This window comes from Geodermatophilus africanus, assembly GCF_900107105.1.
GTDB classification, from domain to species: Bacteria; Actinomycetota; Actinomycetes; order Mycobacteriales; family Geodermatophilaceae; genus Geodermatophilus; species Geodermatophilus africanus.
Genome location: NZ_FNOT01000001.1, coordinates 1 through 23,591 on the forward strand (window position 1 = coordinate 1; position 23,591 = coordinate 23,591).

At 71.3% G+C, this 23,591-nt stretch carries 23 protein-coding genes and 1 pseudogene; 13 read left to right on the forward strand and 11 right to left on the reverse strand.

Going from position 1 to position 23,591, the window contains the following annotated elements; genetic code table 11:
- The 8 genes from BLW63_RS00005 to BLW63_RS00040 form a co-directional block, all read left to right on the forward strand.
- A partial coding sequence (locus BLW63_RS00005) for a transposase (RefSeq protein WP_139263434.1) occupies positions 1-325 on the forward strand: 325 nt, incomplete at its 5' end.
- 150 nt (positions 326-475) lie between these two features.
- Positions 476-706, forward strand: a complete 231-nt coding sequence (locus tag BLW63_RS00010; protein ID WP_244522248.1) for a heavy-metal-associated domain-containing protein — start codon at positions 476-478, stop codon at positions 704-706.
- 12 nt (positions 707-718) lie between these two features.
- Entirely contained in the window at positions 719-2,173 is a 1,455-nt protein-coding gene (locus BLW63_RS00015) for an MFS transporter (RefSeq protein ID WP_091150190.1), read from the forward strand.
- Between the two features lie 119 nt (positions 2,174-2,292).
- Entirely contained in the window at positions 2,293-2,643 is a 351-nt protein-coding gene (locus BLW63_RS28405) for a WhiB family transcriptional regulator (RefSeq protein ID WP_091151104.1), read from the forward strand.
- A gap of 348 nt (positions 2,644-2,991) precedes the next feature.
- Positions 2,992-3,783 (forward strand): phosphotransferase, encoded by a 792-nt coding sequence (locus BLW63_RS00025; protein WP_091150193.1) that lies wholly within the window; start codon positions 2,992-2,994, stop codon positions 3,781-3,783.
- A 284-nt stretch (positions 3,784-4,067) separates the two neighbouring features.
- Positions 4,068-4,718 carry a DedA family protein gene (locus BLW63_RS00030; RefSeq protein ID WP_211516935.1) on the forward strand — a complete coding sequence of 217 codons (651 nt, stop codon included), beginning with the start codon at positions 4,068-4,070 and terminating at the stop codon, positions 4,716-4,718.
- Entirely contained in the window at positions 4,715-5,107 is a 393-nt protein-coding gene (locus BLW63_RS00035; protein ID WP_091150197.1) for a RidA family protein, read from the forward strand. Before BLW63_RS00030 ends, BLW63_RS00035 begins: the two co-directional genes overlap by 4 nt.
- 59 nt (positions 5,108-5,166) lie before the next feature.
- Complete coding sequence (locus tag BLW63_RS00040; protein WP_091150200.1) at positions 5,167-5,622, forward strand: DUF1697 domain-containing protein; 456 nt, start codon at positions 5,167-5,169, stop codon at positions 5,620-5,622.
- 202 nt (positions 5,623-5,824) lie between these two features.
- Here BLW63_RS00040 and BLW63_RS26515 read toward each other — a convergent pair whose 3' ends face one another.
- Together BLW63_RS26515 and BLW63_RS00045 are read right to left on the reverse strand one after the other, a co-directional pair.
- Positions 5,825-5,965: a hypothetical protein gene (locus tag BLW63_RS26515; protein WP_170856559.1), complete on the reverse strand. Its 141-nt coding sequence runs from the start codon at positions 5,963-5,965 to the stop codon at positions 5,825-5,827.
- Positions 5,966-6,179: 214 nt separating this feature from the next.
- Positions 6,180-11,027: an NAD-glutamate dehydrogenase gene (locus BLW63_RS00045; protein WP_091150202.1), complete on the reverse strand. Its 4,848-nt coding sequence runs from the start codon at positions 11,025-11,027 to the stop codon at positions 6,180-6,182.
- A 58-nt stretch (positions 11,028-11,085) separates the two neighbouring features.
- On the opposite strand from BLW63_RS00045, the gene BLW63_RS28410 reads away from it, so the two are divergent.
- Positions 11,086-11,271, forward strand: coding sequence for a type II toxin-antitoxin system RelE family toxin (locus tag BLW63_RS28410; protein ID WP_280140471.1), 186 nt, complete (start codon positions 11,086-11,088; stop codon positions 11,269-11,271).
- 305 nt (positions 11,272-11,576) lie between these two features.
- Here BLW63_RS28410 and BLW63_RS00055 read toward each other — a convergent pair whose 3' ends face one another.
- Entirely contained in the window at positions 11,577-12,464 is an 888-nt protein-coding gene (locus BLW63_RS00055; protein WP_091150206.1) for a helix-turn-helix transcriptional regulator, read from the reverse strand.
- A 220-nt stretch (positions 12,465-12,684) separates the two neighbouring features.
- On the opposite strand from BLW63_RS00055, the gene BLW63_RS00060 reads away from it, so the two are divergent.
- Entirely contained in the window at positions 12,685-13,674 is a 990-nt protein-coding gene (locus tag BLW63_RS00060) for an SDR family oxidoreductase (protein WP_091150208.1), read from the forward strand.
- A gap of 324 nt (positions 13,675-13,998) precedes the next feature.
- Positions 13,999-14,100, forward strand: a pseudogene (locus BLW63_RS27640) (type II toxin-antitoxin system RelE family toxin); the annotation flags it as partial.
- A 193-nt stretch (positions 14,101-14,293) separates the two neighbouring features.
- On the opposite strand, the gene BLW63_RS00070 reads toward BLW63_RS27640, so the two are convergent.
- Together BLW63_RS00070 and BLW63_RS00075 are read right to left on the reverse strand one after the other, a co-directional pair.
- Positions 14,294-14,932 carry a trimeric intracellular cation channel family protein gene (locus BLW63_RS00070; protein WP_211516936.1) on the reverse strand — a complete coding sequence of 213 codons (639 nt, stop codon included), beginning with the start codon at positions 14,930-14,932 and terminating at the stop codon, positions 14,294-14,296.
- Between the two features lie 80 nt (positions 14,933-15,012).
- Positions 15,013-15,756, reverse strand: a complete 744-nt coding sequence (locus BLW63_RS00075; RefSeq protein ID WP_091150210.1) for an alpha/beta fold hydrolase — start codon at positions 15,754-15,756, stop codon at positions 15,013-15,015.
- A gap of 181 nt (positions 15,757-15,937) precedes the next feature.
- On the opposite strand from BLW63_RS00075, the gene BLW63_RS00080 reads away from it, so the two are divergent.
- Positions 15,938-16,588, forward strand: a complete 651-nt coding sequence (locus BLW63_RS00080) for a GntR family transcriptional regulator (RefSeq protein ID WP_091150212.1) — start codon at positions 15,938-15,940, stop codon at positions 16,586-16,588.
- Positions 16,589-16,605: 17 nt separating this feature from the next.
- Here BLW63_RS00080 and BLW63_RS00085 read toward each other — a convergent pair whose 3' ends face one another.
- Positions 16,606-16,959: a nuclear transport factor 2 family protein gene (locus BLW63_RS00085; RefSeq protein ID WP_091150214.1), complete on the reverse strand. Its 354-nt coding sequence runs from the start codon at positions 16,957-16,959 to the stop codon at positions 16,606-16,608.
- A gap of 78 nt (positions 16,960-17,037) precedes the next feature.
- Between BLW63_RS00085 and BLW63_RS00090 the strand changes: the two genes are divergently transcribed.
- Positions 17,038-17,838, forward strand: a complete 801-nt coding sequence (locus BLW63_RS00090) for a MerR family transcriptional regulator (RefSeq protein ID WP_091150216.1) — start codon at positions 17,038-17,040, stop codon at positions 17,836-17,838.
- A gap of 40 nt (positions 17,839-17,878) precedes the next feature.
- On the opposite strand, the gene BLW63_RS00095 is transcribed toward BLW63_RS00090, so the two are convergent.
- The 5 genes from BLW63_RS00095 to BLW63_RS00115 form a co-directional block, all read right to left on the reverse strand.
- Positions 17,879-18,412, reverse strand: a complete 534-nt coding sequence (locus tag BLW63_RS00095) for a hypothetical protein (RefSeq protein ID WP_091150218.1) — start codon at positions 18,410-18,412, stop codon at positions 17,879-17,881.
- Positions 18,413-19,226: 814 nt separating this feature from the next.
- Positions 19,227-19,610 carry a DoxX family protein gene (locus BLW63_RS00100; RefSeq protein ID WP_091150220.1) on the reverse strand — a complete coding sequence of 128 codons (384 nt, stop codon included), beginning with the start codon at positions 19,608-19,610 and terminating at the stop codon, positions 19,227-19,229.
- Positions 19,611-19,863: 253 nt separating this feature from the next.
- Positions 19,864-21,000, reverse strand: coding sequence for a glycosyltransferase (locus tag BLW63_RS00105; protein WP_091150222.1), 1,137 nt, complete (start codon positions 20,998-21,000; stop codon positions 19,864-19,866).
- 54 nt (positions 21,001-21,054) lie between these two features.
- Complete coding sequence (locus BLW63_RS00110; RefSeq protein WP_342028678.1) at positions 21,055-22,026, reverse strand: RNA polymerase sigma-70 factor; 972 nt, start codon at positions 22,024-22,026, stop codon at positions 21,055-21,057.
- On the reverse strand, positions 21,993-22,907 hold the full coding sequence (locus tag BLW63_RS00115) for an NAD-dependent epimerase/dehydratase family protein (RefSeq protein ID WP_091150226.1): 915 nt from the start codon (positions 22,905-22,907) through the stop codon (positions 21,993-21,995). Before BLW63_RS00115 ends, BLW63_RS00110 begins: the two co-directional genes overlap by 34 nt.
- Positions 22,908-23,591 lie beyond the last annotated feature (684 nt).

The window sequence follows — 23,591 nt, forward strand, 5'->3', positions numbered from 1 at the left end:
GCTGCTGGTCACCGCCGGAGACAACCCCGACCGGCTGCGCTCCGAGCCGGCGTTCGCCGCGCTCTGCGGGGTCTCACCGATCCCGGCCTCCTCCGGGCGCACCCACCGCCACCGGCTCAACCGTGGTGGCGACCGACAAGCCAACGCCGCCATCTACCGCGTCGTGCTCTGCCGGATGCGCTGGGATGCCCGCACCCGCGCCTACGTCCAGCGCCGCACCGAGGAAGGCCTGTCGAAGAAGGACATCATCCGCTGCCTGAAGCGACTCATCGCTCGAGAGCTCTACTACCTGCTCACCGCATCGCCACCGGCCCGAGCCTCTTGACGATCCATAGGAGCATCGGATCGACCTGGCCGACGCACGGCCAGGCACGCCGCCGGCAGGCCGGAACCGACAGTGGTCGGACAGCGATCGCTCAGCCGGCCGCCACACGCTCCTGCCAGATACACCGTCATCAGCAGGAGGAAAACCGGCGTGGCTCAGTTCTCCATCCAGGTTCCGGACATGACGTGCCGGCACTGCGTCCGCAGCGTCTCCCAAGCGGTCTCCGATGTCACGGGGGTGCGCGAGGTCGTGGTCGACCTCGCCACCAAGGCAGTGCACGTCCGAGGTGCCGTCGAGCCCGACGTGGTCTGCGCCGCCATCACCGCCGTCGGCTACGCCGCACACGTCATCGACTCCCAGACCACTCCCCCACAGACCTGAAGGAGACAGACGATGTCGACGAATGTCGTCTCTCCCGAGTCCCCTCCCCGCAGTCGTCGCGGGTGGGCGCTGGCACTCATCGCCGCCGCCCAGTTCATGGTGATCATGGACACCTCGATCATCGGGGTGGCCCTGCCCCGCATCCAGCAGGACATCGGCATCTCCCAGGAGAACCTGTCCTGGATCTTCAACGCGTACGTCGTCGCGTTCGGCGGCCTGCTCCTGCTCGGCGGTCGACTCGCGGACCTGTTCGGAGCGCGTCGGGTCTTCAGCGCGGGCTGGCTGGTCCTCCTGGTCGGATCCGGAGTGGCAGGAGCGGCGGGCACCCTCCCCGTCGAGCTGATCGGCAGAGCCCTCCAGGGCGTGGGCGCCGCGCTGATCGCGCCCTCGGCTCTGAGCCTGCTGATGATGCTCTTCGGGTCCGATCCCCGGCAGCTGACCCGGGCGCTCGCTCTCTACGGGGCCGCGGCCCGGGCCGGCGGCACCGCCGGGGTGTTCCTCGGCGGGGTGATCACCGAGTACGCCTCCTGGCCGTGGGTCTTCTTCCTGAACGTCCCGATCGCCGTGGTGGCGCTGCTGGCCGTGCCCGCCCTCATGCCCTCGAGTCCGACTGCTGCCCGGAGGTCCGTCGACCTTCTGGGTGCACTCACCGTCACGGCCGGGCTGACGGCCGGGGTCTTCGCCATCGTGCGCGCAGCGACGGTCGGCTGGGCCTCGACACAGGTATGGGGACCGCTCATCGGCGCGGTCCTCCTGCTGACCGCCTTCGTCGCCATCCAACGCTCGAGCCGGGAGCCGCTGGTCCGGCTGTCGATCTTCCGGACGCGGGACCTCGCTCCGGCCAACGTCGTCCAACTACTGCTGGGCGCCGCCTGGATCCCCATGTGGTTCTTCCTCAACCTCTACCTCCAGCAGGTCTTGGGCTACTCCGCATTTCCCAGCGGCCTCGCACTGCTCCCGATGACCCTGCTGATCATGATCGGGATGATCGCTCTGGCCCCGGCGGCGATCAACCGGTTCGGCGCCAAGGCGATGACCGTCGCCGGGCTGGTGCTCCTCACGGCCGGCATGGCGTTGCTGGCGGCGATCCGTCCCGACGGCACGTTCTGGATCGACGTCCTTCCCGGCTCCCTCGTCGCCGCGTTGGGCATGTCGCTGGCCTTCATCCCTTCGCTGGGCACAGCCATCTCCTCCGCCCCGCCGGAGCAGGGCGGTCTGGCGGCCGGCATCGTCAACACCAGCTACCAGGTCGGGTCCGCGCTCGGATTGGCCGTCACGACGGCCGTAGCGGCAGAACTCGGCGCCGATCGACCGGGCGATGTCTCCGCGCTGACCGAGGGCTTCTCCGCGGCGTTCATCGGTGCCGCCGTCGTCGCTGCTGCGGCCGCGGTAGCAGCTGCCGCGCTTGCCGGGCGGACACGGCGGGAGCCACCTTCGCCCGTCCCCGACGACCAGGGGCCGTCGTGACCACGACCCTCGCCCGGCGAGCGGAGCGGTCAGCAGCCCCTCGCGAGGGAGTCGGAACGGCTGCGGCAAGGTCAGCCGCCGGCACCTCGGTCCACGGCCTTCCCCCCGGGGGCGGCGCCGTGGACGAGAAGCTGCCCTGCCGCCGTGAGGCGCCGGATCTCTGGTTCTCCGACGCACCCGCGGAACTGGAACGCGCCCGGATCCTGTGCCGTCCCTGCCCGATCCTCCGGGCCTGCCTCGAGGGCGCGCTCCGCCGCGGAGAGCCCTGGGGGGTCTGGGGCGGGGAGATCCTCGAGCGCGGCGCCGTCATCGCTCGCAGGAGGCGGCGGGGTCGGCCCAGCAACGTCGACCGGCTGCGAGATGACCGATTGCGTGACGGTGCCGACGTGATTGCCGGCACGGGCCATCCGCCGGTCGATGTCCGCCGGTCCACCGTCCCATCGAACCGCCACGGCGAGAGACACCCATGACTACTGCGACCAGGACCACGACCACCGACAAGACCGTCGTCCAGACCTGCATCGAGGGTTCAGGACCGGTGACCACGAGCAGGTCCAGTCCTTCGTGACCGACGACGTCACCTGGGATCCGACGCCCGGAGTCTTCCTGCTGACCGGGAAGACGGCCCTCGGGGCGGGCGATCCACGACGACGCGTTCGAAGGACATCCCAGCTGACGGCCGATCGGCTCGTCGAGGGAGTCGACGTCGTCGTCGCAGCAGGGAGCACAGCTGGTGACGTGTCAGAGCGAGGAGCGGTGAGCGTGCCCCGGGCGACCTCGGCCGGGCCTGTCTTCGCACCCCCGGACGTTCCGCGGGCATGACGGACACAGCTGCCGAGCGCGCCGTGCGGGCTCGGCGGGCGCATGCCCCCGAACTCGTGGACCAGCCGCTCCACCGTCTCGGTCATGGGCTGGACAACGTCGCCTTCGGCTCCGCTGGCCTCGTTCTCCGCGTCGCGAACGGCCGCGACGTGCGGCGGGAGGCGGAGCTCCTGAAACTCCTGGCACCACGTCTGCCCATCCCGATTCCCGTACCCGTCTTCGCCGACGAGGCGGCCGGCGTGCTCGGCTACCGGCCGCTGCCGGGGCGACCACTCCTCGGTCGGGCCCCCGCCCCAGGCACCGCCGCGCTGCTCGGCCGCTTTCTACGAGACCTGCACGCCGTCGACCCGGCAGCGGTCGACGACTTCCTGGAACGCGACGACGCCGACCCCGCGGAATGGCTGGACGACCTGGAGGGGCCTGAGGCCTACCTGCGCGTCGTGCGATCGACGGTGCCGCCACGGTCGCCGCGGCGCGTCGTCGCGCACGCGGACCTCGGCGCCGAGCATCTGCTGGACGACGGCTCCGGCGTCACCGGGGTCATCGACTGGTCGGACGCTGCCGTCACGGACCCGGCCCTGGACTTCGCGCGGCTCTACCGTGACTTCGGGCCGTCGTTCCTCGACGAGACCCTGCTGGCCTACGGCGGGCTGTCCGACGCCGCACCGCGCATCGAGTTCTTCGCGCGCTGCGCCGCCCTCGAGGACCTCGCCTACGGACGACGAACCGGCCGCCGGGAGTACGCCGAGGCCGCGCAGCGCAGCTTCGCGTGGCTCTTCCCCCTCTGATGGACGTCGATCGTCCGCCGACAGTGGACGGACAGCGGTCGAACAGCCGCCTCGCCCACCCTCGGACGCATGACATCGCGCAAGCCCGCGAACAGCACGGGAAGCGGGCAAGCAGGACCCGGCCGGCCGCGCCGGGTTCCCGACTCGAGCTCCCGTCGATGACCGTTCGGACACCGCCGAGCGCGCCGACCGGTCTGGGTGGGGCGGCGCCCACGCCGGACCCGCCGACGACCAGATCCTGGCGTCGGTTCGTGCCCTGGCAGGGATCGGCCACCCGCACCGACATGGCACTGATGGGCGCGATCCTCGGCGTGGTGGCGATGGGCCTGGTGCTGCGGCCCCTCAAGCCGTTTCTCCTCGCCTCGCATCCGGTGACCCTGGAGTTCCTCACCGGGGACCTGACGGCGATCGGTGCGGCCGCCGCCTTCGCGAGGATCGGTGAGGCCCCGCTGTGGCTCGTGGTCCTGGCCGGTACCGCCGGCATGGTGAAACTGGACTGGCTCACGTGGTGGACCGGACGCCAGTGGGGTGCGGGCATCGTGCGGATGCTGACGACGAGCACGCGCGCGCAGCGGTTCGCCGGTCGGGCGACGCAGTTGCACCCCAACGTCCTCCGAGCCGCGGTGGTACTCGCGGTCCTGCCGGGCATCCCCAGCGCGGTGATCTACGCCATGGCCGGCTGGGCGAGGATGCGCCTGGCCACCTTCTTCCTCCTCGACATCGCCGGTGCCCTGCTGATGACGGGGCTGGTTGCCGGCCTCGGATACGGATCGGGACAACGGGCCGTCGAAGTGGTCCTGCTCGTCGACAGGTTCGCGTCCGTGGTCAGCCTGACCTTGATTGCGGCGGCGGTCGTGATCCCGTGGGCGAGGCGGTGGCTCCGACGGGCCTTCGTGCGGAGAACTGAGCAGTCGCAGGTCCGGACGCCGCAGTGAGGTACATCAACCCCCCAGAGCTGCACTCCAGCCCCGCCTTCAGTCAGGTCGTCCGCGTGCCGGCCGGTGCCGACAGGATCTACGTCGGCGGCCAGAACGGCGTCGGCAGGGACGGCAGGGTGGTGGGCTCCGGCATGGCCGAGCAGAGCCGGCAGGCCTTGGCGAACCTGCGCACGTGCCTCGAGGCGGCAGGCGCCGCCGTGACGGATGTCGTGAAGTGGACGATCTTCTATGTGGAGGGCGCCGAGGTCCTCGCGGGCCCTTCGGCATTCGGCGAGTTCTGGCCGCGCGACGCCGCCCCGCCTGTGATCACGGTGGTCAAGGTGTCGGACCTCGGACCGCCCGGCGCGCTGCTCGAGATCGAGGCGGTAGCCGCAGTCCGCAGGTGATTCCAGCGCCAGGCATTCCGGAGCCAGGCGGACCGGCGAAGCGGAAAGAGGCACGACGCATGCGGTACGTGGCGCTACTGCGAGGCATCAACGTAGGGGGCACGAACAAGGTGCCGATGGCGCGCCTGAAGGAAGTCTTCCAGGCTGTCGGCCACACCGACGTCCGCACCTACATCAACAGCGGCAACGTCATGTTCGAGTCGCCGCGTCGGCACGCGGGTCCCCTCTCTCAGGACCTCGAGGCGGCGTTCGAGACCGAGTTCGGGTTCCCCGCCCGGGTGCTGGTGCTCCCTGGATCGACGATCGAGCAGATCGCCGCCGCACTGCCCGGCGACTGGGCCCGTGACGAACGATCATCGTGCAACGTCCTGTACCTGTTGCCCGAGCGGGCGTCTCCGGCAGCGCTGGAGGAGTTCCGCTTCGATCCCGAGTACGAAGAGGCCTGCTATTGCGATGGGCGATTCTGTCGCGCGTTGATCGGGCCCACATCGGTCGCAGCGCGGTGCACAAGCTGATCGGCACCGACCTCTACTCGCACGTGACCATCCGAAACTGCAACACCGCCCGCAAGCTCGCCGCGATGGTCCACGCCGTCTGAATCGCGGCGCGGGGGGCGGGCGAGCCATGAGCCCACCACCCATCCGGCCCTGATGCTGCACGGCCTGAGCCGGCGGCGCCGTCTGCGGTGAAGCGGTCGGCGGACGCGAGCGCCGCCCGTCACTCGCCAACCCGGCGGGCCAGGCACAGGGCACCCTGTCCCGCCTGGTTGGCTCCGGCCACGTGCACCTCCCCGGCCAGCGCCGGGCCTCGTGGGCCGGCGGCGCCGTCGATGACTCCCCGCAGGAGCGTCCCTGTCATGCCCGGTCACCGGGCTGCCGCCGTACGCCTTGCGCGTCGACACCCGCGCCGCTCACACCGACCGACGTGTGCGTATGTAGCGTGTCGCCCTCGGACACCACGTCTCGCAGGCACGTCTGCGGTGATCACCTCCGCCAGCTTCCCCGACGTAGCTGCTCCAGCAGGGGTCCGTCGACCAGGTATGACGGTGCACCGTCTCGTCGGCGAGACCAGCTCAGCCCTCAACCACCCCGGACCGACGCGATACCAACCCGCGAACCTCGCGCAGCGCCACCGAGAGCGTCGCCAGGTCCGCGCGGTCGTCGGCAGCGACGTCACGGAGGACGGCGAGACACCGGTCGACTGCCGGCTGGTTGTGGTCGAAGCACCGCCGGACCAGCTCGGCGCTGTCCTGCCGTGCGGCACTCCCCCGCAGCACCTCGGCGGTCAGCGATGCACGGACGGCGTAGAGGTCGTCGCGGAGCGCGGCACGCGCCAGTGCTTGCCATCGGTCGTCCCGGGGCAGCCGCAGGATGCGCTCACGCAGCCAGTTCAGCTGCAGGTGCTGACCCAGAGCGAAGTAGACGGCGGCCACCTGCTCCCGTTCGCGACCGGTTGCGCGGGCCACGTCGATGACGTCCAGCGCGGAGAAGAGCGCCGGCAGCGCGGCCATCCGTCTGGCGAGGGCTTCCGGGACTCCGTCAGCGGTGAAGCGCTCGACCGCGGCCCCGAACTCCTCGTCGGCTTCCTCCGAGCCGGCGAGCAGCTGCGGTATCTCGTCGGCCAGCAGCGGGACGGCCGGCGCGAAGTGCTCCACGGTGCTGCCGATGTCCAGCGGCTGACGACGGTTCCGGAGCAGCCAGCGACTCGCGCGTTCGGCCAGCGTCCGAACCTCGAGCAGAAGCCGAATCCGGGTCTCCGTCGAGACGTCGGCCAGTGACTCGATTTCGGCCTGCAGCTCCGCCAACCCGAAGATCTTCCAGCTGGCGACGTGCGCGCGGGCGACGTGCGGGACGGGGAGGCCGACCTCCTCGGCCAGGCGGAACGCGAACGTGCTGCCGGCGCGGTTGACTATCGCGTTCGTCACGCAGGTCGCGATGATCTCGCGTCGAAGCGGGTGATCCGGCAGCCGGTCGGCGTACCGGTGCCGGACGGCGGTCGGGAAGTAGTTGGCCAGCTCGGCGGACAGGAATGCATCGTCCGGAAGGTCCGAGGCGAGCAGCTCGTCGTAGATCCAGATCTTCGAGTAGGCCATCAGGACGGCGAACTCGGGCATGACCAGACCACGCCCGGTAGCGGCGCGCTCGGCCAGCTCGTCGTCCGTCGGCAGGAACTCGAGCGTCCGGTTGAGCCGGCCCCACCGCTCGAGCGCCCCCAGGTATCGCACGTGCACCTCGAGCATGGCGCGCGCCTGCGCTCGCGCGTTGTACAGCGCGCGGGTCTGCGCGCGGTTGTCCCGGAGCACCAGCTCCGCCACCTCGTCGGTCATCTCCACCAGGAGGGCGTCCCGCTGCTTGCCCGTGAGGTCGCCGTCGGCGACCACACGGTCGAGCAGGATCTTGATGTTGACCTCGTGGTCGGAGCAGTCCACGCCACCGGAGTTGTCGATGGCGTCGGTGTTGATCCGCCCGCCATTGAGCGCGAACTCGACCCGACCGCGCTGCGTGAAGCCGAGGTTGCCGCCCTCGCCGACGACGCGGCAGCGCAGCTGGCCGGCGTCGATGCGCACCTGGTCGTTGCGCTTGTCCCCCACCTCGGCATGGGTCTCCGTCGAGGCCTTGACGTAGGTTCCGACACCGCCGTTCCACAACAGATCGACCGGCGCTCTGAGGATGACGCGGATCAGCTCGTCCGGGGTGAGGACCTCCTCCGCGACGTCCAGCCGAGACCGGACCTCCGGTGAGATCAGGACCGTTTTCGCCGTTCGTGCGAAGACACCGCCCCCGGCCGAGATCAGCGAGGCGTCGTAGTCGGCCCAGCTGGAACCGGCGAGGGCGAACAGCCGGGCGCGCTCCGCGAAGCTGGCCGCCGGGTCCGGATCGGGGTCGAGGAAGACATGCCGGTGGTCGAAGGCCGCTACCAGGCGGATGTGCCGGGACAGCAGCATCCCGTTGCCGAAGACGTCTCCAGACATGTCCCCGATCCCGGCGACCGTGACGTCGTCGTTCTGCACGTCGACGCCGAGGTCGCGGAAGTGGCGCTGGACGGAGATCCAGGCTCCGCGCGCCGTGATGCCCATCGCCTTGTGGTCGTAGCCGGAAGAGCCACCCGACGCGAAGGCGTCGCCCAGCCAGAATCCGTACTCCTGGGAGACGGCGTTGGCGATGTCGGAGAAGGTCGCGGTGCCCTTGTCCGCCGCCACGACGAGATACGCGTCGTCCTCGTCGTGGCGCACCACGAGCGGGGGCGGGACGACCTCGCCGGCCACCAGGTTGTCCGTCACGTCGAGCAGACCACGGATGAACGCCGAATAGCAGGCGACGACCTCGGCCTGCAGCGCGTCCCGGTCGGTGGGCGGCTCCTTGACCACGAAGCCACCCTTGGCGCCGACCGGCACGATGACGGCGTTCTTCACCGTCTGCGCCTTCATCAGTCCGAGCACCTCCGTCCGGAAGTCCTCCGGCCGGTCGGACCAGCGCAGGCCGCCGCGGGCGACCCGCCCGCCGCGCAGATGGACACCCTCGACACGGGGCGAGTAGACGAAGATCTCGAACAACGGCCGCGGGAGGGGCAGGTCGGGAATCTGCGCCGAAGAGAGCTTGATCGCGAGCCATGGCTTGGCCTCGCCGTCCGCCCCGACCTGGAAGTAGTTGGTCCGCAGCGTCGCCTCCACGATCCGCAGCAGGGTGCGCAGGACCCGGTCCTCGTTGAGGCTCGTGACGGCGTTGAGCCCGCCCTCGAAATCGTGGACGAGGTGCTTGGCGTCCAGATCCCGGTCCACGGCGTGATCGGGATCCAGCCGGACCTGGAAGAGCTCGAACAGCCGGCGGGCCAGCCCCGGATTGTTGGCGAGGGTCGCCACGGTGTAGTCCAGTGCGAAGGTGGCACGGACCTGCCTGAGGTACTTCGCGTAGGCCCGCACGACGGCCACCTCTCGCCCCCGCAGCCCGGCGCGGAGAACCAGCCGGTTGAGCCCGTCGTTCTCCAGATCGCCGCGCCAGACCATGGCGAAGGCCTCCTGGAAGCGCTCTCGCATCCCGTCGGTGTCGAGGCCTGTGAGCTGCTCTTGACGTAGCCCGAAGTCGTAGATCCAGAACGGTTCGGCGCCGGCCGGTCGCACCTCGTAGGGACGTTCGTCGACGACGTGGACACCCATGTTCTCGAGGAGCGGCAGGACGTCGGAGAGGGTGACGGACTGGCCGTGACGGAACAGCTTGAACCGCAGCGTGCCAGGCGCGGCCTCCAAGGGTCGGTACAAGTGCATCGCGAGGTCGTCGCCCCCGCCGAGCCCCTCCATCCGCCTGATGTCGACGACGGCCGCGGCAGCTGACGTGTCCTGCTGGTAGGCCGCGGGGAACGCATCGGTGTAGCGGTCGTGCAGCTCGACCCCGCGTTCTTCACCGAGCTGGTCGACCAACGCCTCGTACAGGTCGTCGGTCCACGAGCGCATCGCCGCGACGAGCCGGGCCTCGATCTCGGCCACGTCGTACTCCGGTGCCGCGCCGGTCTCGGTGTGGACGGTGATGTGCAGCCGGGCCAGGACCGATTCGCTCACCTGCGTGGCGTATTGGGTGCTCACGCCGTGGAAGGCGGTCTTCAGGATGCCCTCGATACGGGTGCGCAGGGCCGTGGTGAGCCGGTCGCGTGGCACGTACACCAGGCAGGACATGAACCGGCCGAACAGGTCGCGCCGCACGAGGAGGCGCAGCTGCTGACGGTCCTGGATGTCGATGATCGTCATGGCCGCCTCGTACAGCTGCTCGGCGTCGCTCTGGAACAACTCCTCGCGGGGGTAGCTCTCGAGGATGTCCCGAAGCAGCCGCCCGTCGTAGCTGTCGGGGCGGAAGCCGGCCCGATCGAACACCGCCTGCACCTTGTGGCGGAGGACCGGGATGTCCAGCGGCGACTGGCGGTAGGCCGCGCTCGCCATGAGGCCGAGGAACCGCCGTTCGCCCACTGCGTCACCCTCGGGGCTCAGCCGCTTGACGCCGACGTAGTCGAGATTGTTGGGCCGGTGGACCGTCGACCGCGAGTTCGCCTTCGTGAGGTTGAGCAATCCTGGCAGGCGCGCCCGCCGCCGCACCTCCGGCGGCATCTTCGCGAAGCTGTGCGAGACCGGGCGGCTCCGGCTGTCGCGCAGCAGCCCCAGCCCAGTCCCCGGGACGGCGGACAGCGTGTCCTCGCCGTCCTCCGTGCCCAGCTCGTACTCGCGGTAGCCGAGGAAGGTGAAGTGGTCGTCGGCGAGCCACCGCAGCAGGGCAGCCGCCTCGTTCCGGTCCTCCTCGTCGATGGTCGAGGCTTCGACGTCCAGGGTGTCGGCGATGGCAAGCGCTCGCTCCCGCATCGCCGACCAGTCCTCGACCGCGGCACGCACGTCCCCGAGGACGCGGAGGACGTCACGGCCCAGTTCGTCCAACACCGCGGCGTCGGTCTGCCGGTCGACCTCGAGGTGGACGAACGACTCGGCCAACGTCCCCGACGTCGGATCCTGCCGGTCGAGGATGTCGACGAGCCGCCCCATGTCGCGTCGCACCGCGACGACCGGGTGCACGGTGAGATGGAGTCCGAGACCGTGCCGGATGACCTCCATCGTGACCGAGTCGACGACGAACGGCATGTCGTCGGTCACGATGTCCACCACGGTGTGCGGCGAACCGAAGCCGTGTTCCTCGAAGTCCGGGGAGTACACCCTCACCGCGGGTGTACCTGGCTGTCGGTCGAGGGCGACGGTCAGGTGCGACATCGCGGCGCCGTACAGGTCGTGCACGCGCCGCTCCGCCAGGTCGCCCGGGGCGACGCGCCCGTAGTACTGCCGGACGAACGGCAGGAACAGCTGCTGCTGCTCCTGGGGCAGCCGGTCCTGGGCGTACCTCCGAATCTCATCGATGATCCCGGTCCGGTCGCGCGGCGAGATAGTGGGCATGGCAACCCCCTTCAACCACGCCACAGCGTGCTCTCCTCGGAGGCACGCGCCAAGGATCGTGGGCCCGTGCCCCCTGCTGGACAACCCACACCGCGTCGGCAAGCGGCTGCGCCCACCGCTCGGCGACCGGCACAGCGCCCCCCGCGGCACCTACCGGGTCATCTACCGCATCGACCACGACACCCGGACCGTCACCGTCCTCGACGTCACCCACCGCCGCGACGCCTACCGAACCGGCCGCTGACGACACCCCATCCCGCATGACCTCTCCGGGCGCAGGGGGGCCCGGTCCATGCCCGGCGCGGAAGCAACTTGCGGTGAACCTCCGCCGCCGCCCCCCTGCGGTGCCGACACCGAAGCTCCACAGACGATCCGACTGGCGCGCTACGTCCCGACCATGTCCATGAAGCCGCGCACACCGCACCCCTCCCCCACTGCGGAGGCCGCTGGTGGGACGGCTCCCACTTCCAAACGCCCAAGTCCCCCCTCGGACACGAGATCACTGATGTGACGGCCAGTGCCGAACGGACAGGGCGCCCCGCCGCCGGTTCACCACAGGTTTGGAGCGGGTCCGTGGCTGGTCTCGGGTAGGACGCGGGGCAGCTGCTGGGTGCCGATGACGGCGAGCACCTGCAGCTTGTCGTGGCTCTCGCTGCCGGGGACGGCGGTGTAGACCATGAGGTGGTGGGCCTGCTCGGGGTCGATGAGCGTCTGGCAGTTCAGCTCGAGTCGGCCCACTTCGGGGTGCTGGTAGCGCTTGACCTCCTGTGGGTGGATGCCGACTTCGTGGGCTGCCCACAGAAAGCGGAACTCCTTGCTGCGCTGCAGCAGCAGGTCGGTCAGCTGCGCCGCCCGTGAGCCCGGCCCGCGCTTCGTGAGGATGGCGCGCAGGCCTGCCACATACATCCGGGAGAGGAAGGCGTGGTCCTCGCGTGCGTGCAGCTCGCGGGTGGCCGGGTCGGTGAACCACCGGTAGCCCCTGCTGCGCGCCGGCCCGGTGAAGCGTGTCGTGTCGCCGGTCAGGGCGACGCCGAGAGGTGTCTGGCGCAGGGTCTCGCCGAGCTCGGTGACGATCTCGGCCGGCGTGTCAGCGAGGCGGTCGAGGATCCGCAGCAGGCCGGGGCTGACGTGGTCGCTGCCCGCCCCGCGCGGCGGCGGCTGGTGCCCGGCCAGCCGGTACAGGTGGTCGCGCTCGTCGAGGGACAGGTGCAGCCCCTGCGCGATCGAGGCGATCATCTGCTCCGACGGCTGCGGCCCGCGTTCGCGCTCGAGGCGCGAGTAGTAGTCGGTCGACATGAAGCACAGCGCGGCGACCTCTTCGCGTCGCAGGCCGGTGGCTTGGCGACGCGGCCCGCGGGGCAGGCCGACGTCCTCGGGCTGCAACGACTCTCGGCGGCCCCGCAGGAACTCCGCCAACCCGGCTCGATCGATCCCCACGTGTCCCCTCGAGGTGTCTGCTGCGCCGACTCGGGAGGAGCGGCGAAGTCGTGTCTACCGGCGGCCCGCCGGCGAAGCCACGGTCTGTCGATCCCCCCTTTCGGGCCCCGGAAAGGGGGATTCCCGAGCCCTGCCTCACAGCCGCGGGACGACGGACGGTGGTGCACGGCGCGAACAGCGCCGCACGACAGAAGCGCACCACGAGAACAGGAGCCCCACCATGGTTCGCACGACGACCGACATGACCGTTCCCGACCTGTCAGGGAAACGAGCAGTGCTCACCGGAGGCAGCGACGGCATCGGCCTCGCCCTCGCCCGCCGCCTGGCCGCAGCCGGGGCCGACCTGGTCCTGCCGATCCGCAACCCCGGCAAGGGCGAGGCCGCAGCCGCCGAGATCCGCGCGCGGGAGCCCCGGGCGAGCATCACCCTCCACCCGCTCGACCTGTCCTCGCTGGAGTCGGTCGCCGCCTTCGCCGGCGCCCTGCTCACCGAGGGCCGGCCGATCACCATGCTGGTCAACAACGCCGGCGTCATGACACCGCCGCAGCGGCAGACGACCGTCGACGGGCATGAGCTGCAGCTGGGCACCAACCACCTCGGGCACTTCGCTCTCGTGGCGCGACTGATGCCGCTGCTCCGCGCCGGCCGGGCACGCGTGACCTCGCAGGTCAGCGTGGCCGCGAACCGCAACGCGATCAACTGGGACGACCCGCAGTGGACGCGCTCCTACGACGCGTTCGGCGCCTACAGCCAGTCGAAGATCGCTGTCGGTCTGTTCGGCCTGGAGCTCCACCGGCGCAGCGTCGCGGGCGGCTGGAGGATCAGCAGCAACCTCTCCCATCCCGGCATCGCACCCACCAACCTGCTTGCACGCAGGCCCGAGATCGGCCGCCCCGACGAGTCGCGCGAGATCCGCCTGATCCGGCGCCTGTCTGCCCTGGGCATCGCGGGGACCCCGGAGACCGCCGCCCTCCCCGCGCTGCTCGCCGCGACGTCACCCGACGCCACCGGTGGCCGGTTCTACGGCCCCCGCCGGTTCCGGCACATGAGTGGGCCGCCGGCCGAGCAGGCGCCCTACCGGCGCCTGCGCAGCCGCGAGGACGCCGAGCGCATCTGGCGGCTGTCGGAGGAGCTGACCGGCGTGTCGTTCCCGCAGGACCCGGCGGACGGCGGAACACAGGACCTCGGCCCGCTGCGCCGACCGGCCTGACGGCCCGAGGACGGCAGGCAGCACCCGGTGGGGACCCGCCGTTCAGCCGATGTCCTGTGAGCATCGACCCACCGCCGTCCGCGAGGACGCCGTCCCCCTCGGCGGAGGACCGGCCGTCGGGTGGCCGGCTTCGTCCGTCGACCCCGCGACACGGCGGCAGAGGGGCCGCCGGCCCGGAACACCTCGCTCTCGCGCTGTCCCCATCGGCAACTTCTCGCTCGCTGAACCAGTGGCGGTTGCGGTCGTCGACTTCGGTACGGACCGCTCGCCGCGGACCCACACCGCGTCGGCGAGCCGTGGCGATGCGAGCTCGAGGACTGCCGGTCCGCACGACGAGGCCAGTACCGGGTCGCCTACTCCATCCACGGCGACGAGGTGCTCGTCCGAGTCGTGCGCGTCTCGCAGCGCGCCGACGCCTACGGCTGACGGATCGGTCCACCGGGGTGCAGGCGTGTGCGGACGTACCGTGTCGCCCCTCGGACACCGCAGCGAAGGCCCCGCGGACAGCATCCGCGGGGCCTTCGTCGTCACAGGTCCTGCCAGGCCGGCGACGCCACCGCCGACGACCGCCACGTCGTACCGCTCGTCCGCTGCCACGTCGTGCGTTCCTCCCGGTCGATCAGGGGGTCGAGACGCCGCGCGCTCGCGGACCGCGCCAGTGGCGCCGGAGGGCGAGGACGCGGACGGCGAAGACGGCGACGGCGACGCCGGCACCCAGCACCCAGCGCCCAGCGCCCAGCGCCGGACCGTCCGCGCCGACGGTCGAGGCGGTGCCGACGACGAGGGCCCCGACCAGGGCTGGCACCGCGTAGAGCTCGGAGTCCGGGCGCACCAGGGCCGGCACCTCGCGCGCGATGACGTCGTGGAGCACGCCGCCGCCACCCGCCGCGGTCGAGACCCCGAGGCAGGCGGCCGCCAGTGGCGCGAGCCCGAAGTCGAGGGCCTTCTCGGTGCCGGCCACGCGGAAGAGCCCGAGGCCGGCCGCGTCGAAGACCATCAGCGGCCGGGAGAGCCGCGCCAGACCGGGGTGGGCGACGGTCGTGATCGCGGCCGCCGCCAGGGCCACGACCAGGTACTCCCACCTGGTGAACGCCGGAGGGGGCGTGTCGCCGAGGACGAGGTCGCGGACGATCCCGCCGCCCAGCGCGGTGACCACCGCCAGGATCGCGATGCCCACCACGTCGAAGTCCCGGCGGATCGCCATCAGGGCCCCGGAGACCCCGAAGGTGAACGCACCGATCAGGTCCAGCACCTGCACCGGGCCTCCTCCGTCCGGGCCTGGCCGCTCCGCCGTCCCGTCCGGACGACGGAGCGGGTCCGGCACCGGTCGCGCTCGGGTCAGCCGGCCGTCGCGCGGGCGGCCTCGTCGATGAGCCGCGCGACGGCCTCCGGCTGCGACACGGTCACGGCGTGCGAGGCGTCCACCTCGACGGCGTGGGACGACGCGCGCCCGGCCATGAACCGCTGGGCCTCGGCCGGCACGGCTAGGTCCTCGAGCGTGACGAGGGTCCAGGACGGGACGGCCCTCCACGCCGCCTTCGTCGCCTTGTCCGCCAGGGCGTCCGCGATGATCGGCCGCTGCGTGACGGCCATCAGCTCGGCGGCGTCGGCCGGCACGTCCGCAGCGAAGATCGCGTGGAACTTCTCCTGCTCGATGTAGAGGTCGTCGACCGTCTGCCCGTCGGGACCGCGTACCGGTACCGGCCGCAGGGCTGATCCCAGCTCGTTGCCCGGGTACCTCCCGGCCAGCTCACCGGTGCTCTCGCCCTCGTCGAGCAGGAAGCTGGCGACGTACACCAGCGCCGTCACCCGCGGGTGCCCGTCGGCGGCCTCGCTCATCACGCTGCCGCCGTAGGAGTGCCCGGCGAGGACGATCGGCCCCTCCACGCCGTTCAGGACGTCGCGCAGGAACGCGGCGTCGCCGTGCAGCGAGCGGAGCGGGTTGGCCACCCCGATCACCGGATAGCCGTCCCGCCGGAGCCGGGCGATCACGCCGTTCCAGCTCGACGAGTCGGCGAAGGCCCCGTGCACCAGCACCACCGTGGGCTTGGCGGCGCGGGCGTCGAGCGTGCTGCTGGTCATGGGTCTCTCCCTCTCGGTCTGCAGGCGACCCCTCGTCGCCCGTCCGGTCGCACACCCCGTGCATCCCCCGCTGACGTCCCCGATATACGATATACTGGTTGCCAACACTGTGGCCCGGAAGTCTCTTGTTGGCGCTTCCTCGTTCCGCAGTGCGTGCACCCGGCCGCCAGGAGGACCACCCGTGCCGATTCCCCTGTCAGACCCCGGCATCGACCGCGGCCTGCTGCGCGAGGACGTCTACCGCCGCCTCCGCGACGCGATCGTCGACGGCACGTTCGCCCCCGGCGAGCAGCTCAAGGACCTCGAGCTCGCGGCCTGGCTGGGTGTCAGCCGGACCCCGGTCCGTGAAGCCCTGCTCCGGCTGGCGCACAGCGGGCTGGTCCTGGCCCAGCCGGGCCGGTCGACGGTCGTGAGCCCGCTCGACGTTCGCGAGGTCCGGGACGCCCGGGACGTCGTCGCGGCGATGCACGAGCTGGCGGTCCGCGAGGCCGTCCCCGTCCTCACCGAGGCCGACCTGGCCACCATGCGCGACGCCAACCGCCGGTTCGCTGCGGCCGTGCAGTCCGGTGACGTCGAGCAGGCCCTGCTCGCCGACGACGATCTGCACGGCGTCCTCGTGACCAGCGCCGGCAATCGCGCGCTGGACAGGGTGCTCGAGCAGTTCACGCCCACGCTGCGCCGTGCGGAGCGGTTGCGCTTCGGCTCTCTCCGGGGCCGGGCGTCGATCACCCAGCACGACGAGCTGATCCGGCTCTGCGCCGCCGGCGACGTGGAGCGGGCGGCCGCCGTCGCCTACGACACCTGGCACAGCCTGCCGAGCGCCGAGGCATGACCGCAGGGAGCCGGTCGTCAGGGGCTGATGACGAGCTCCGCGATGAGGTCGCCGTCCATCGCGAAGCGGTAGCGGAGGTCGACGACGCCGCCGGGGAAGTTCCCCTCCAGCCGGTTGGTGGCGACCCAGTGCCCGTCGTCGGTGCGTTCCGTCGCGACGAGCGTGGCGGTGTACGTGAACTCGGCGCCGGCCCTGGCCAGGAAGTCGCGGATCTCGTCGCGCCCGCGGTAGGTCGCGCCGTCGTCGACCACCACGGCAGTGGGCGTGAAGGCGCGGAGCGCGGAATCCGCGTCGCGGGCCACGTGCGCGGCGAGGAAGCCGCGGATCGAAGCCGGGAGCTGGTCGGGTCGGATGCTGGTCGGTGTCGTCATGCCCCGAGGCTGCGGCCTCCCGGCGTGGGAGAGTCAAGCGCTGGACCCTCCCCCGAGGGGAGGGTGCACCGTGGAACCGTGCTGGCGATCGGCGAGTTCTCCCGGCTGACCCACCTGAGCGTGCGAACGCTTCGCCGCTACCACGATGCCGGCCTGCTCGAGCCCGCGACGGTGGACCCCGCCAGCGGCTACCGGTACTACAGCGCCGACCAGATCCCGACCGCCCAGGTCATCCATCGCCTGCGCGAGCTCGACGTGCCGCTGTCCGACGTCCAGCGCATCCTGCGCTCCCCTGACCCCGGCACTCGTGCCGGACTCGTCGCCGACCACCTGGTGCGGCTCGAGTCGGAGCTGGACCGGACCCGCGCCGCGGTGGCGTCGCTGCGCCGGCTGCTCCGGCCGGAGGCGCCCCCGCTGGACGTCGAGCTGCGCGCGGTTCCGGCGGCCACGGTGGCCGCGATCGAGGACGACGTCGAGCACGACGACGTCCTCGCGTGGTACGCCGGGGCCATGGCCGAGCTGGACGCCGTCGTCGACAAGCCGACCGGCGTCCCGGGAGGGCTGTACGACAACGCGCTGTTCGAAACCGGCCGCGGGCACCTGCTCGTGTACCGGCCGACGGCCGAACCCCCGCGCAGCGGACGGGTGCGCCCGGTGACCCTGCCAGCCGTCGAGCTGGCCGTCACCACCCACGTCGGTGAGCACGACGACATCGACGTCACCTACGGCGAACTCGGCGCCTGGGTGGTGGCCAACGCGCTGGCCGTTGCCGGGCCGGTGCGCGAGCAGTACCTGGTGGGCCCGAGGGACACTGCCGAGCCGGGTGCCTGGCGCACCGAGATCGGCTGGCCCGTCTTCCGGGTGGCCTGCGCCGAGTAGGCGCCAACGGCCGGAGCCGTCACCACGTCCACGGGGCGGATCAGGACGCGGACGGCAGCCCCACGGCCCTGAGGATGGCCGGCAGGACGACGAGGACGGTGCCCAGCACGACCGGCGCGCCGCAGACCCCGATCAGCATCACGCGCGCGCCCAGCCCAGCCCGGCGGGCGTACGAGGTCGCGAGGATGGCGAACCCGGCGGCCGCCACCTGGAACGCGAGCACGTAGCCGACGGCTGTGGCGTCGACCTGCTCGGCATCGCCGACGACGCCGGTCAGCATCACCACCGCCTGGGTGATGCTGCCGACGACGTACACCGCAAGGGTGGCGAAGGCAACCCACAGCAACGTGCCGACGATCCTGGGTGCGAGGAATCGGGGCGTACGGCTGACCGCCAGGAGGGCCACCGCGGCTCCCACCACCTTGAGCACTGCGACGAACCAGTTCACCACCGAGATGGCCGTCGCGTCGTCGGCGTACCGACCGACCCCGAAGTGGTCCGTGAGTGCCAGCCAGACGCTGATCGCGGCGAACCCGGCGCACCACAGGGCGACGAGGAGCCCGACAGCGGCCACGAACGGGCCGGGCGGGGCAGGGGGCGTGGCTCGGCGGCCTGCCTGCTCTCAGTCGTGTCAGTGATCTCAGCGGTTCGCATGGTTACAGGGGCCTCAGTCATGGGGCGCTCCGTGTGCGTGGGTGCTGGAGGTGGTCCGATCGCTTCGGGTCGAGCAGGTCGACGTGGATGTCCACCGTCGCCTGGCGACGCCGAGGTGGGCGAGATGCCGCCGTAGCACCAGGAGGCCGTACATCGCGCTTCCGGGGACGGTCACGACTCCCATCAGCACGACTGCGCGTGGGGTGCCCACCGTTGGCGAGAAGAACCTGGGTCGGAGCCTGCGGCGCGGCCGTGGTGCAGCCGAGTCGGATGAGGAGCCACGTCAGGCGCGGCCGTCGGCTGGTGATCCCTCGCAGCGGCGGCGCCAGAAAGCCTCCGAGGGCCGGTAGGCCGGTGACGACGAGAGTCGTTCGTCGCACGACGGCGTCCATGGCCTGGGGCCCACTGGCTCCCGGACCGAACGAGCCCCACCAGAGCCCACGCAGGAACACGTCGTCCCCACGCAGAGGCAGTGTCAGGGCCAGCCCGGTGGCCGCCAACTCCAGGACGATCGTGAGGTCGGTGCCGACGACCATCCGGTGCTGTGCAGTTCTGTGAGAGCTGTTCGGTCCTCCCCACCGACGCCGGCTCCGTTCAGCCACGACAGCTCGAGCATGATGTACGGAACGACTGCGAGGACCACGAGTCCGAGAGCGACCGTCTCGATGCGCAGACGCACGATCCACTCCCTCCTCGATGGCAGTCGGAACCAGCCACACCGACCGAGGTACGCGTCAGGCGACGAAGGACTCAGGTCCGAACCGGCCGACCGCGATGAAGACGGCGAGCACCACGTAGACGGCGTTCACCACCACCAGCTTGTACTGGCCCAGACGCCCGTGGGTGATCATCGCCCCGATCATCAGGGCGACCCAGCACACCGCGGTGACCGGCACCATCACCGGCGCCACGTCCACGACGGCCGGGAGTATCAGGCCGACCGCCGCGAGCAGCTCCAGCACCCCGAGAGTCTTGACGAACGCGGGACTGGCATCGCGCGCCCATGCCGCTCCCTCATGGCGCTGCAGCTTCTCCTTGGGAATGAAGGTTTTGGTGAAGCCGCCGGTGAGGGCCACCAGCGCCAGGAGGCCGGCCGCGATCCACAGGGCGGTGTCCATGGTCTCTCCTCGAGTTCTGTTCGGCGCTGTCTGCGTGCTCACCGCGGCAGCGGGTCTCACGCTCGTGCTCTCAGACGGGCGAGGTGGGTCCCCTGTGACATCGATGCCTGAGCCGCCGGTCCGTCGATGCGCACGAACGCACCCGGACCGCCGACCGCAGCACGACACGAGGTGACGACGGATGAGGGCGGGATGCGGTGCACCCGGATGTCGACGTCAGCGTGTGGGCCGATGCCGGGAAGGGGCCGAGCCCTCACAGCCGTTCGGCCGCGTCGCCGGCCAGCAGCAGTTCCGCAGCCGTCCTCGCTCCGTCGGTCCCGATGGAATCGGCCACCGCGGCCGCCCGTGCGCGGGTTCCAGGGGTCAGAGCCGTCCCGAGCGGGCCGGCCAGGGACTGGACGGTCGGCGTCGGCCCGCGGTGGGCGGCGCCGATGCCGAGTTCGGCCACCCGACGCGCCCAGTAGACCTGGTCGCCTCCTTGGGGCACGACCACCTGCGGGGCGCCGGCCCGGGCTGCCGTGGTCGTCGTGCCCGCGCCGCCGTGATGCACGACGGCAGCCACCCGCCCGAACAGATCCTGCTGGTTGACCTCCCCGATGAGGAGGCAGGCATCCTGGTCGTCGATCAGGCCCAGCCCCGCCCAACCGCGGCCGATGAGCACCCGGCGGTCCGCGGCACGGATCGCCTCGATGGCCGCCCGCACGCCGCCCGCGTCCAGGGTGCGCATGCTGCCGAACCCCGCGTACACCGGCGGTTCGCCCGCGTCCAGGAACGTCAGCAACTCGGCCGGGAGTGGGCGCTCGTCGGGCAGGATCCACGCACCGGTCTGGCGGGCATCGAAGCCCATCGGCCCACGCCAGGGGCCCAGGGTCGGGTCGGCAGCCAGCAACGGCCGATCGGTGAACAGGAACGTGCCGACGTCACTCACCGGAGGCAGATCGATCGAGGCCCGGTGGGTGTTGATCGGCTTCCCGAACAACTCGTCGAGACCCTGGCCGTCCAGGCCGTCCAGCACGTCCGGGCAGAAGAGCACGCACCGGTACGCGAGGCCCAGCCTCTCGGCCACGGACGGCGCGACGAACTGCGACATGGCGGTCGCCACGATCACGTCGCAGCCTTCAGCCGCCTCGGTCACGGTGTCGTACTGCGCGGCGATGAGGTCGGCGACGCGCTGCGTGCGCTCCGCTGCGTCCGGCGGCCGCTCCCATGAGCGCCACGGCCTGTCGAACGGCACCTGCGGTACGCCTTCGCGGGCCAGCACCGCCCGGAGTTCCGCGTCCGGCGGTGCGCACATCCGCACGTCCGCGCCGAGTGCCTGCAGCTGCACCGCGAGAGCCACCATGGGCTCGACGTCCCCGCGTGACCCGTACGTCGACAGCAACACGCGCATCCCGCGACCCCCACGTGCGGTCGTTCAGGCCGAGGGCACGATCGCCGGCGGCACTCAGTCCCTGGGCACGTTGATGAACTCGCGCCGGAGGGCCCAGGCGTCGGCTACCGGGCCCAGGTGTCCGAGTTTGTCGGGGTTGCCGAGCGAGCGCACGGTCTGGATCCGACCGTCCACCATGTCCAGCGCCAACAGATACGCCACCTTGCCCTCACGGTCCCGGAGCATCGCACCGGGCTGACCGTTCACCTCGCACTGTTCGAGGGTCGCGTCGAGCCGGGCGAGCCTGGGGAAGGCCGTCGCGAGCAGGCGTGCGACCTTGTCCGCGCCCACCACGATGCGGGCCAGTGCAGGAGCCTTCCCTCCGGCGTCGCCCACCAGCTGCACGTCCGCGGCGAGCACGTCCCTGAGTCCCTCGACGTCGCCGTCGCGGAACGCGTCGAAGAACCGGGCCGCCAGCACCTCACGTGCCTGGCGGTCCACCTCGAACCGTGGTCTTCCGCTGTGGACGTGGTCCCGGGCCCTCACCAACAGCTGGCGACAGGCGCCCTCTGATCGACCTACCGCAGCGGCCACGTCAGCGAAGTCGAAAGCGAAGACCTCCCGCAGCACGAACACCGCGCGCTCGAGGGGCGACAGGCGTTCGAGCAGCAACAGTGCCGCCATGGACACGGAGTCCGCCAGCTCCGCCGACCGGGCCGGATCCTCGTACGGATCGGTGAGCAGGGGCTCGGGCAACCACTCCCCCACGTACTGCTCGCGCCGGACGCGCGCCGAGCGGAGCACGTCGATCGAGATCCTGGTGACCACCGCGGAGAGGAATGCCTTGGGCGACCGGGGCCGGGTTGGCGTCGTCTCGTAACGCAACCATGCCTCCTGCACCGCGTCCTCCGCCTCGGCGACGCTGCCCAACAGGCGGTAGGCGAGGGAGAACAGCAGGGGCCTGAGCTCCTGGAACTCCTCGGTGCGGCTCCCGACATGGACTCGGTGACACGTCACGTCAGTTCTTCCTCGAAGCCTTGACGCCACGACGGATAGCGCAACACCCAGTCCAGTTCGCGCTTTGCCTTGGCGTTGGAGAAACCCCGGCCCTCCGTCATCATGCCGACCGCCATGTCGCCCGCCAAGACTCGCGCGAGCCACGCCGGGATGCGCAGCGGAGGCTTGGCCCCCGCGTACTCGGCGAGGACGGGGAGCCATTCCGACACCGGCGCCGGCTCGTCGTCGACGATGTTGTAGACGCCCGTGCAGTCCTGCTCCACCGCCAGGACCGTCGCACTCGCCGCGTCGTCCACGTGGACCCACGAGGTGTACCCGGTGCCCCCTCCCACGATCGGGAGCAGGCGCTTGCGCACCAGGGCGATCTGTTCGTCGTTGGCGCCCGATCCGTAGAAGGCGCCGTAGCGCAGGGCGACCCCGCCGGCTTCGGTGACGACTCGTTCCAGGTGGGCGACCGCCTTGGTCCCCTCGGTCACCTCGAGAGGATCGTCCTCCGTCTTGACCCACCCGCCCTCACGCACCCCGTTGAAGCTGCCGTGGCTCTGGGTCACGACCCGCGGCACGCCGGTTGCCGTGGCGGCGGCCAGCAGGTGCTCGATCCCCTCGGCTCGGAGCCGGTTCGTGGCCGCGAAGAACCGGTCGGGCCTCCGCGGGTTGGCCTTGCCTGCGTGTCGTCCCGAGAGACCGGTCATCTGGTTGACGATGACGTCCGGCTTGGCTGCCGCCACCACCTCGCCCACGGACAGCGGGTCGAGTCCGTCCATGACGCGCCCCTCGGCGCCGAGCCGCTGCAACAGTCCCAGCTTGGCGATGTCCGTGGTCGTCGCGCTCACCTGGTGCCCGCGCGCGACCAGTACGGACACCACACCGCGACCGATGACCCCGCTTCCGCCTGCCACCAACACTCGCATCGTCAGCTCCTCTCATGTCCCGTCGTCGGTATCGAGACGAGACAGTGCGGCCTCCTGTGACGTGTTCCTGTCGCCGCAGCCGCCATCCCGCCGCGGACGCGAACACGGGCTTCCCGGAAGGGACCTTCGAGGAAGTGACCAGTGGACGTCTCCCGACGTCGCCTCCCGGCTCATGCGCGGTAAGCGGGCGACGGACCCGGCCTGGCCCGGGGTCATACGTGGCAGGCGGTCGGCCCACCCCCCCGAGAGCATGCGCGGTGACCGGGTCGAAATCGTCAGCGACTCGTGCGGCAGAAGGCGGCTGCACCGGCATCGCGTTGCAGCCGCACAGGACGATCACTCGCGGCGCTGCGGTCAGGTACCAGGCAGGCGTGTGCGTGTATCCCGAGTCCCCCCTCGGACACCACGGAGTGGGAACCTGCCCACCTCCGAGCCCCCAGCAGGCCCTCGCCGATCAACCCGATGCCATGGCTCCGGCCCCTCCGATGCGGCCACCATCCCGCCGGACGCGTCGGATCCCCCTCCCACGCCGACGGCCCACCGGGCCTCGAGCCGCTGGGTGGTGCGCCGCGGACTGGAGCGCGGCCGTCGGGAGCGGGGGCTGCAGCCCGGCCTCGCCCTCGGCCAGGTAGCGCTGGACCAGCTCGATCACCCAGCGGCGGGAGACGCAGTCGTCCCGGGCGA

What these genes read in the sequence shown, in the direction of transcription:
- BLW63_RS00015 (WP_091150190.1), top strand. Translation starts at nt 719, where the DNA reads ATGTCGACGAATGTCGTCTCTCCCGAGTCCCCTCCCCGCAGTCGTCGC.
- BLW63_RS00025 (WP_091150193.1), top strand. Translation starts at nt 2,992, where the DNA reads ATGACGGACACAGCTGCCGAGCGCGCCGTGCGGGCTCGGCGGGCGCAT.
- BLW63_RS00030 (WP_211516935.1), top strand. Translation starts at nt 4,068, where the DNA reads ATGGCACTGATGGGCGCGATCCTCGGCGTGGTGGCGATGGGCCTGGTG.
- BLW63_RS00040 (WP_091150200.1), top strand. Translation starts at nt 5,167, where the DNA reads ATGCGGTACGTGGCGCTACTGCGAGGCATCAACGTAGGGGGCACGAAC.
- BLW63_RS26515 (WP_170856559.1), bottom strand. Translation starts at nt 5,965, where the DNA reads ATGACAGGGACGCTCCTGCGGGGAGTCATCGACGGCGCCGCCGGCCCA.
- BLW63_RS00045 (WP_091150202.1), bottom strand. Translation starts at nt 11,027, where the DNA reads ATGCCCACTATCTCGCCGCGCGACCGGACCGGGATCATCGATGAGATT.
- BLW63_RS00060 (WP_091150208.1), top strand. Translation starts at nt 12,685, where the DNA reads ATGGTTCGCACGACGACCGACATGACCGTTCCCGACCTGTCAGGGAAA.
- BLW63_RS00075 (WP_091150210.1), bottom strand. Translation starts at nt 15,756, where the DNA reads ATGACCAGCAGCACGCTCGACGCCCGCGCCGCCAAGCCCACGGTGGTG.
- BLW63_RS00085 (WP_091150214.1), bottom strand. Translation starts at nt 16,959, where the DNA reads ATGACGACACCGACCAGCATCCGACCCGACCAGCTCCCGGCTTCGATC.
- BLW63_RS00100 (WP_091150220.1), bottom strand. Translation starts at nt 19,610, where the DNA reads ATGGACACCGCCCTGTGGATCGCGGCCGGCCTCCTGGCGCTGGTGGCC.
- BLW63_RS00105 (WP_091150222.1), bottom strand. Translation starts at nt 21,000, where the DNA reads ATGCGCGTGTTGCTGTCGACGTACGGGTCACGCGGGGACGTCGAGCCC.
- BLW63_RS00115 (WP_091150226.1), bottom strand. Translation starts at nt 22,907, where the DNA reads ATGCGAGTGTTGGTGGCAGGCGGAAGCGGGGTCATCGGTCGCGGTGTG.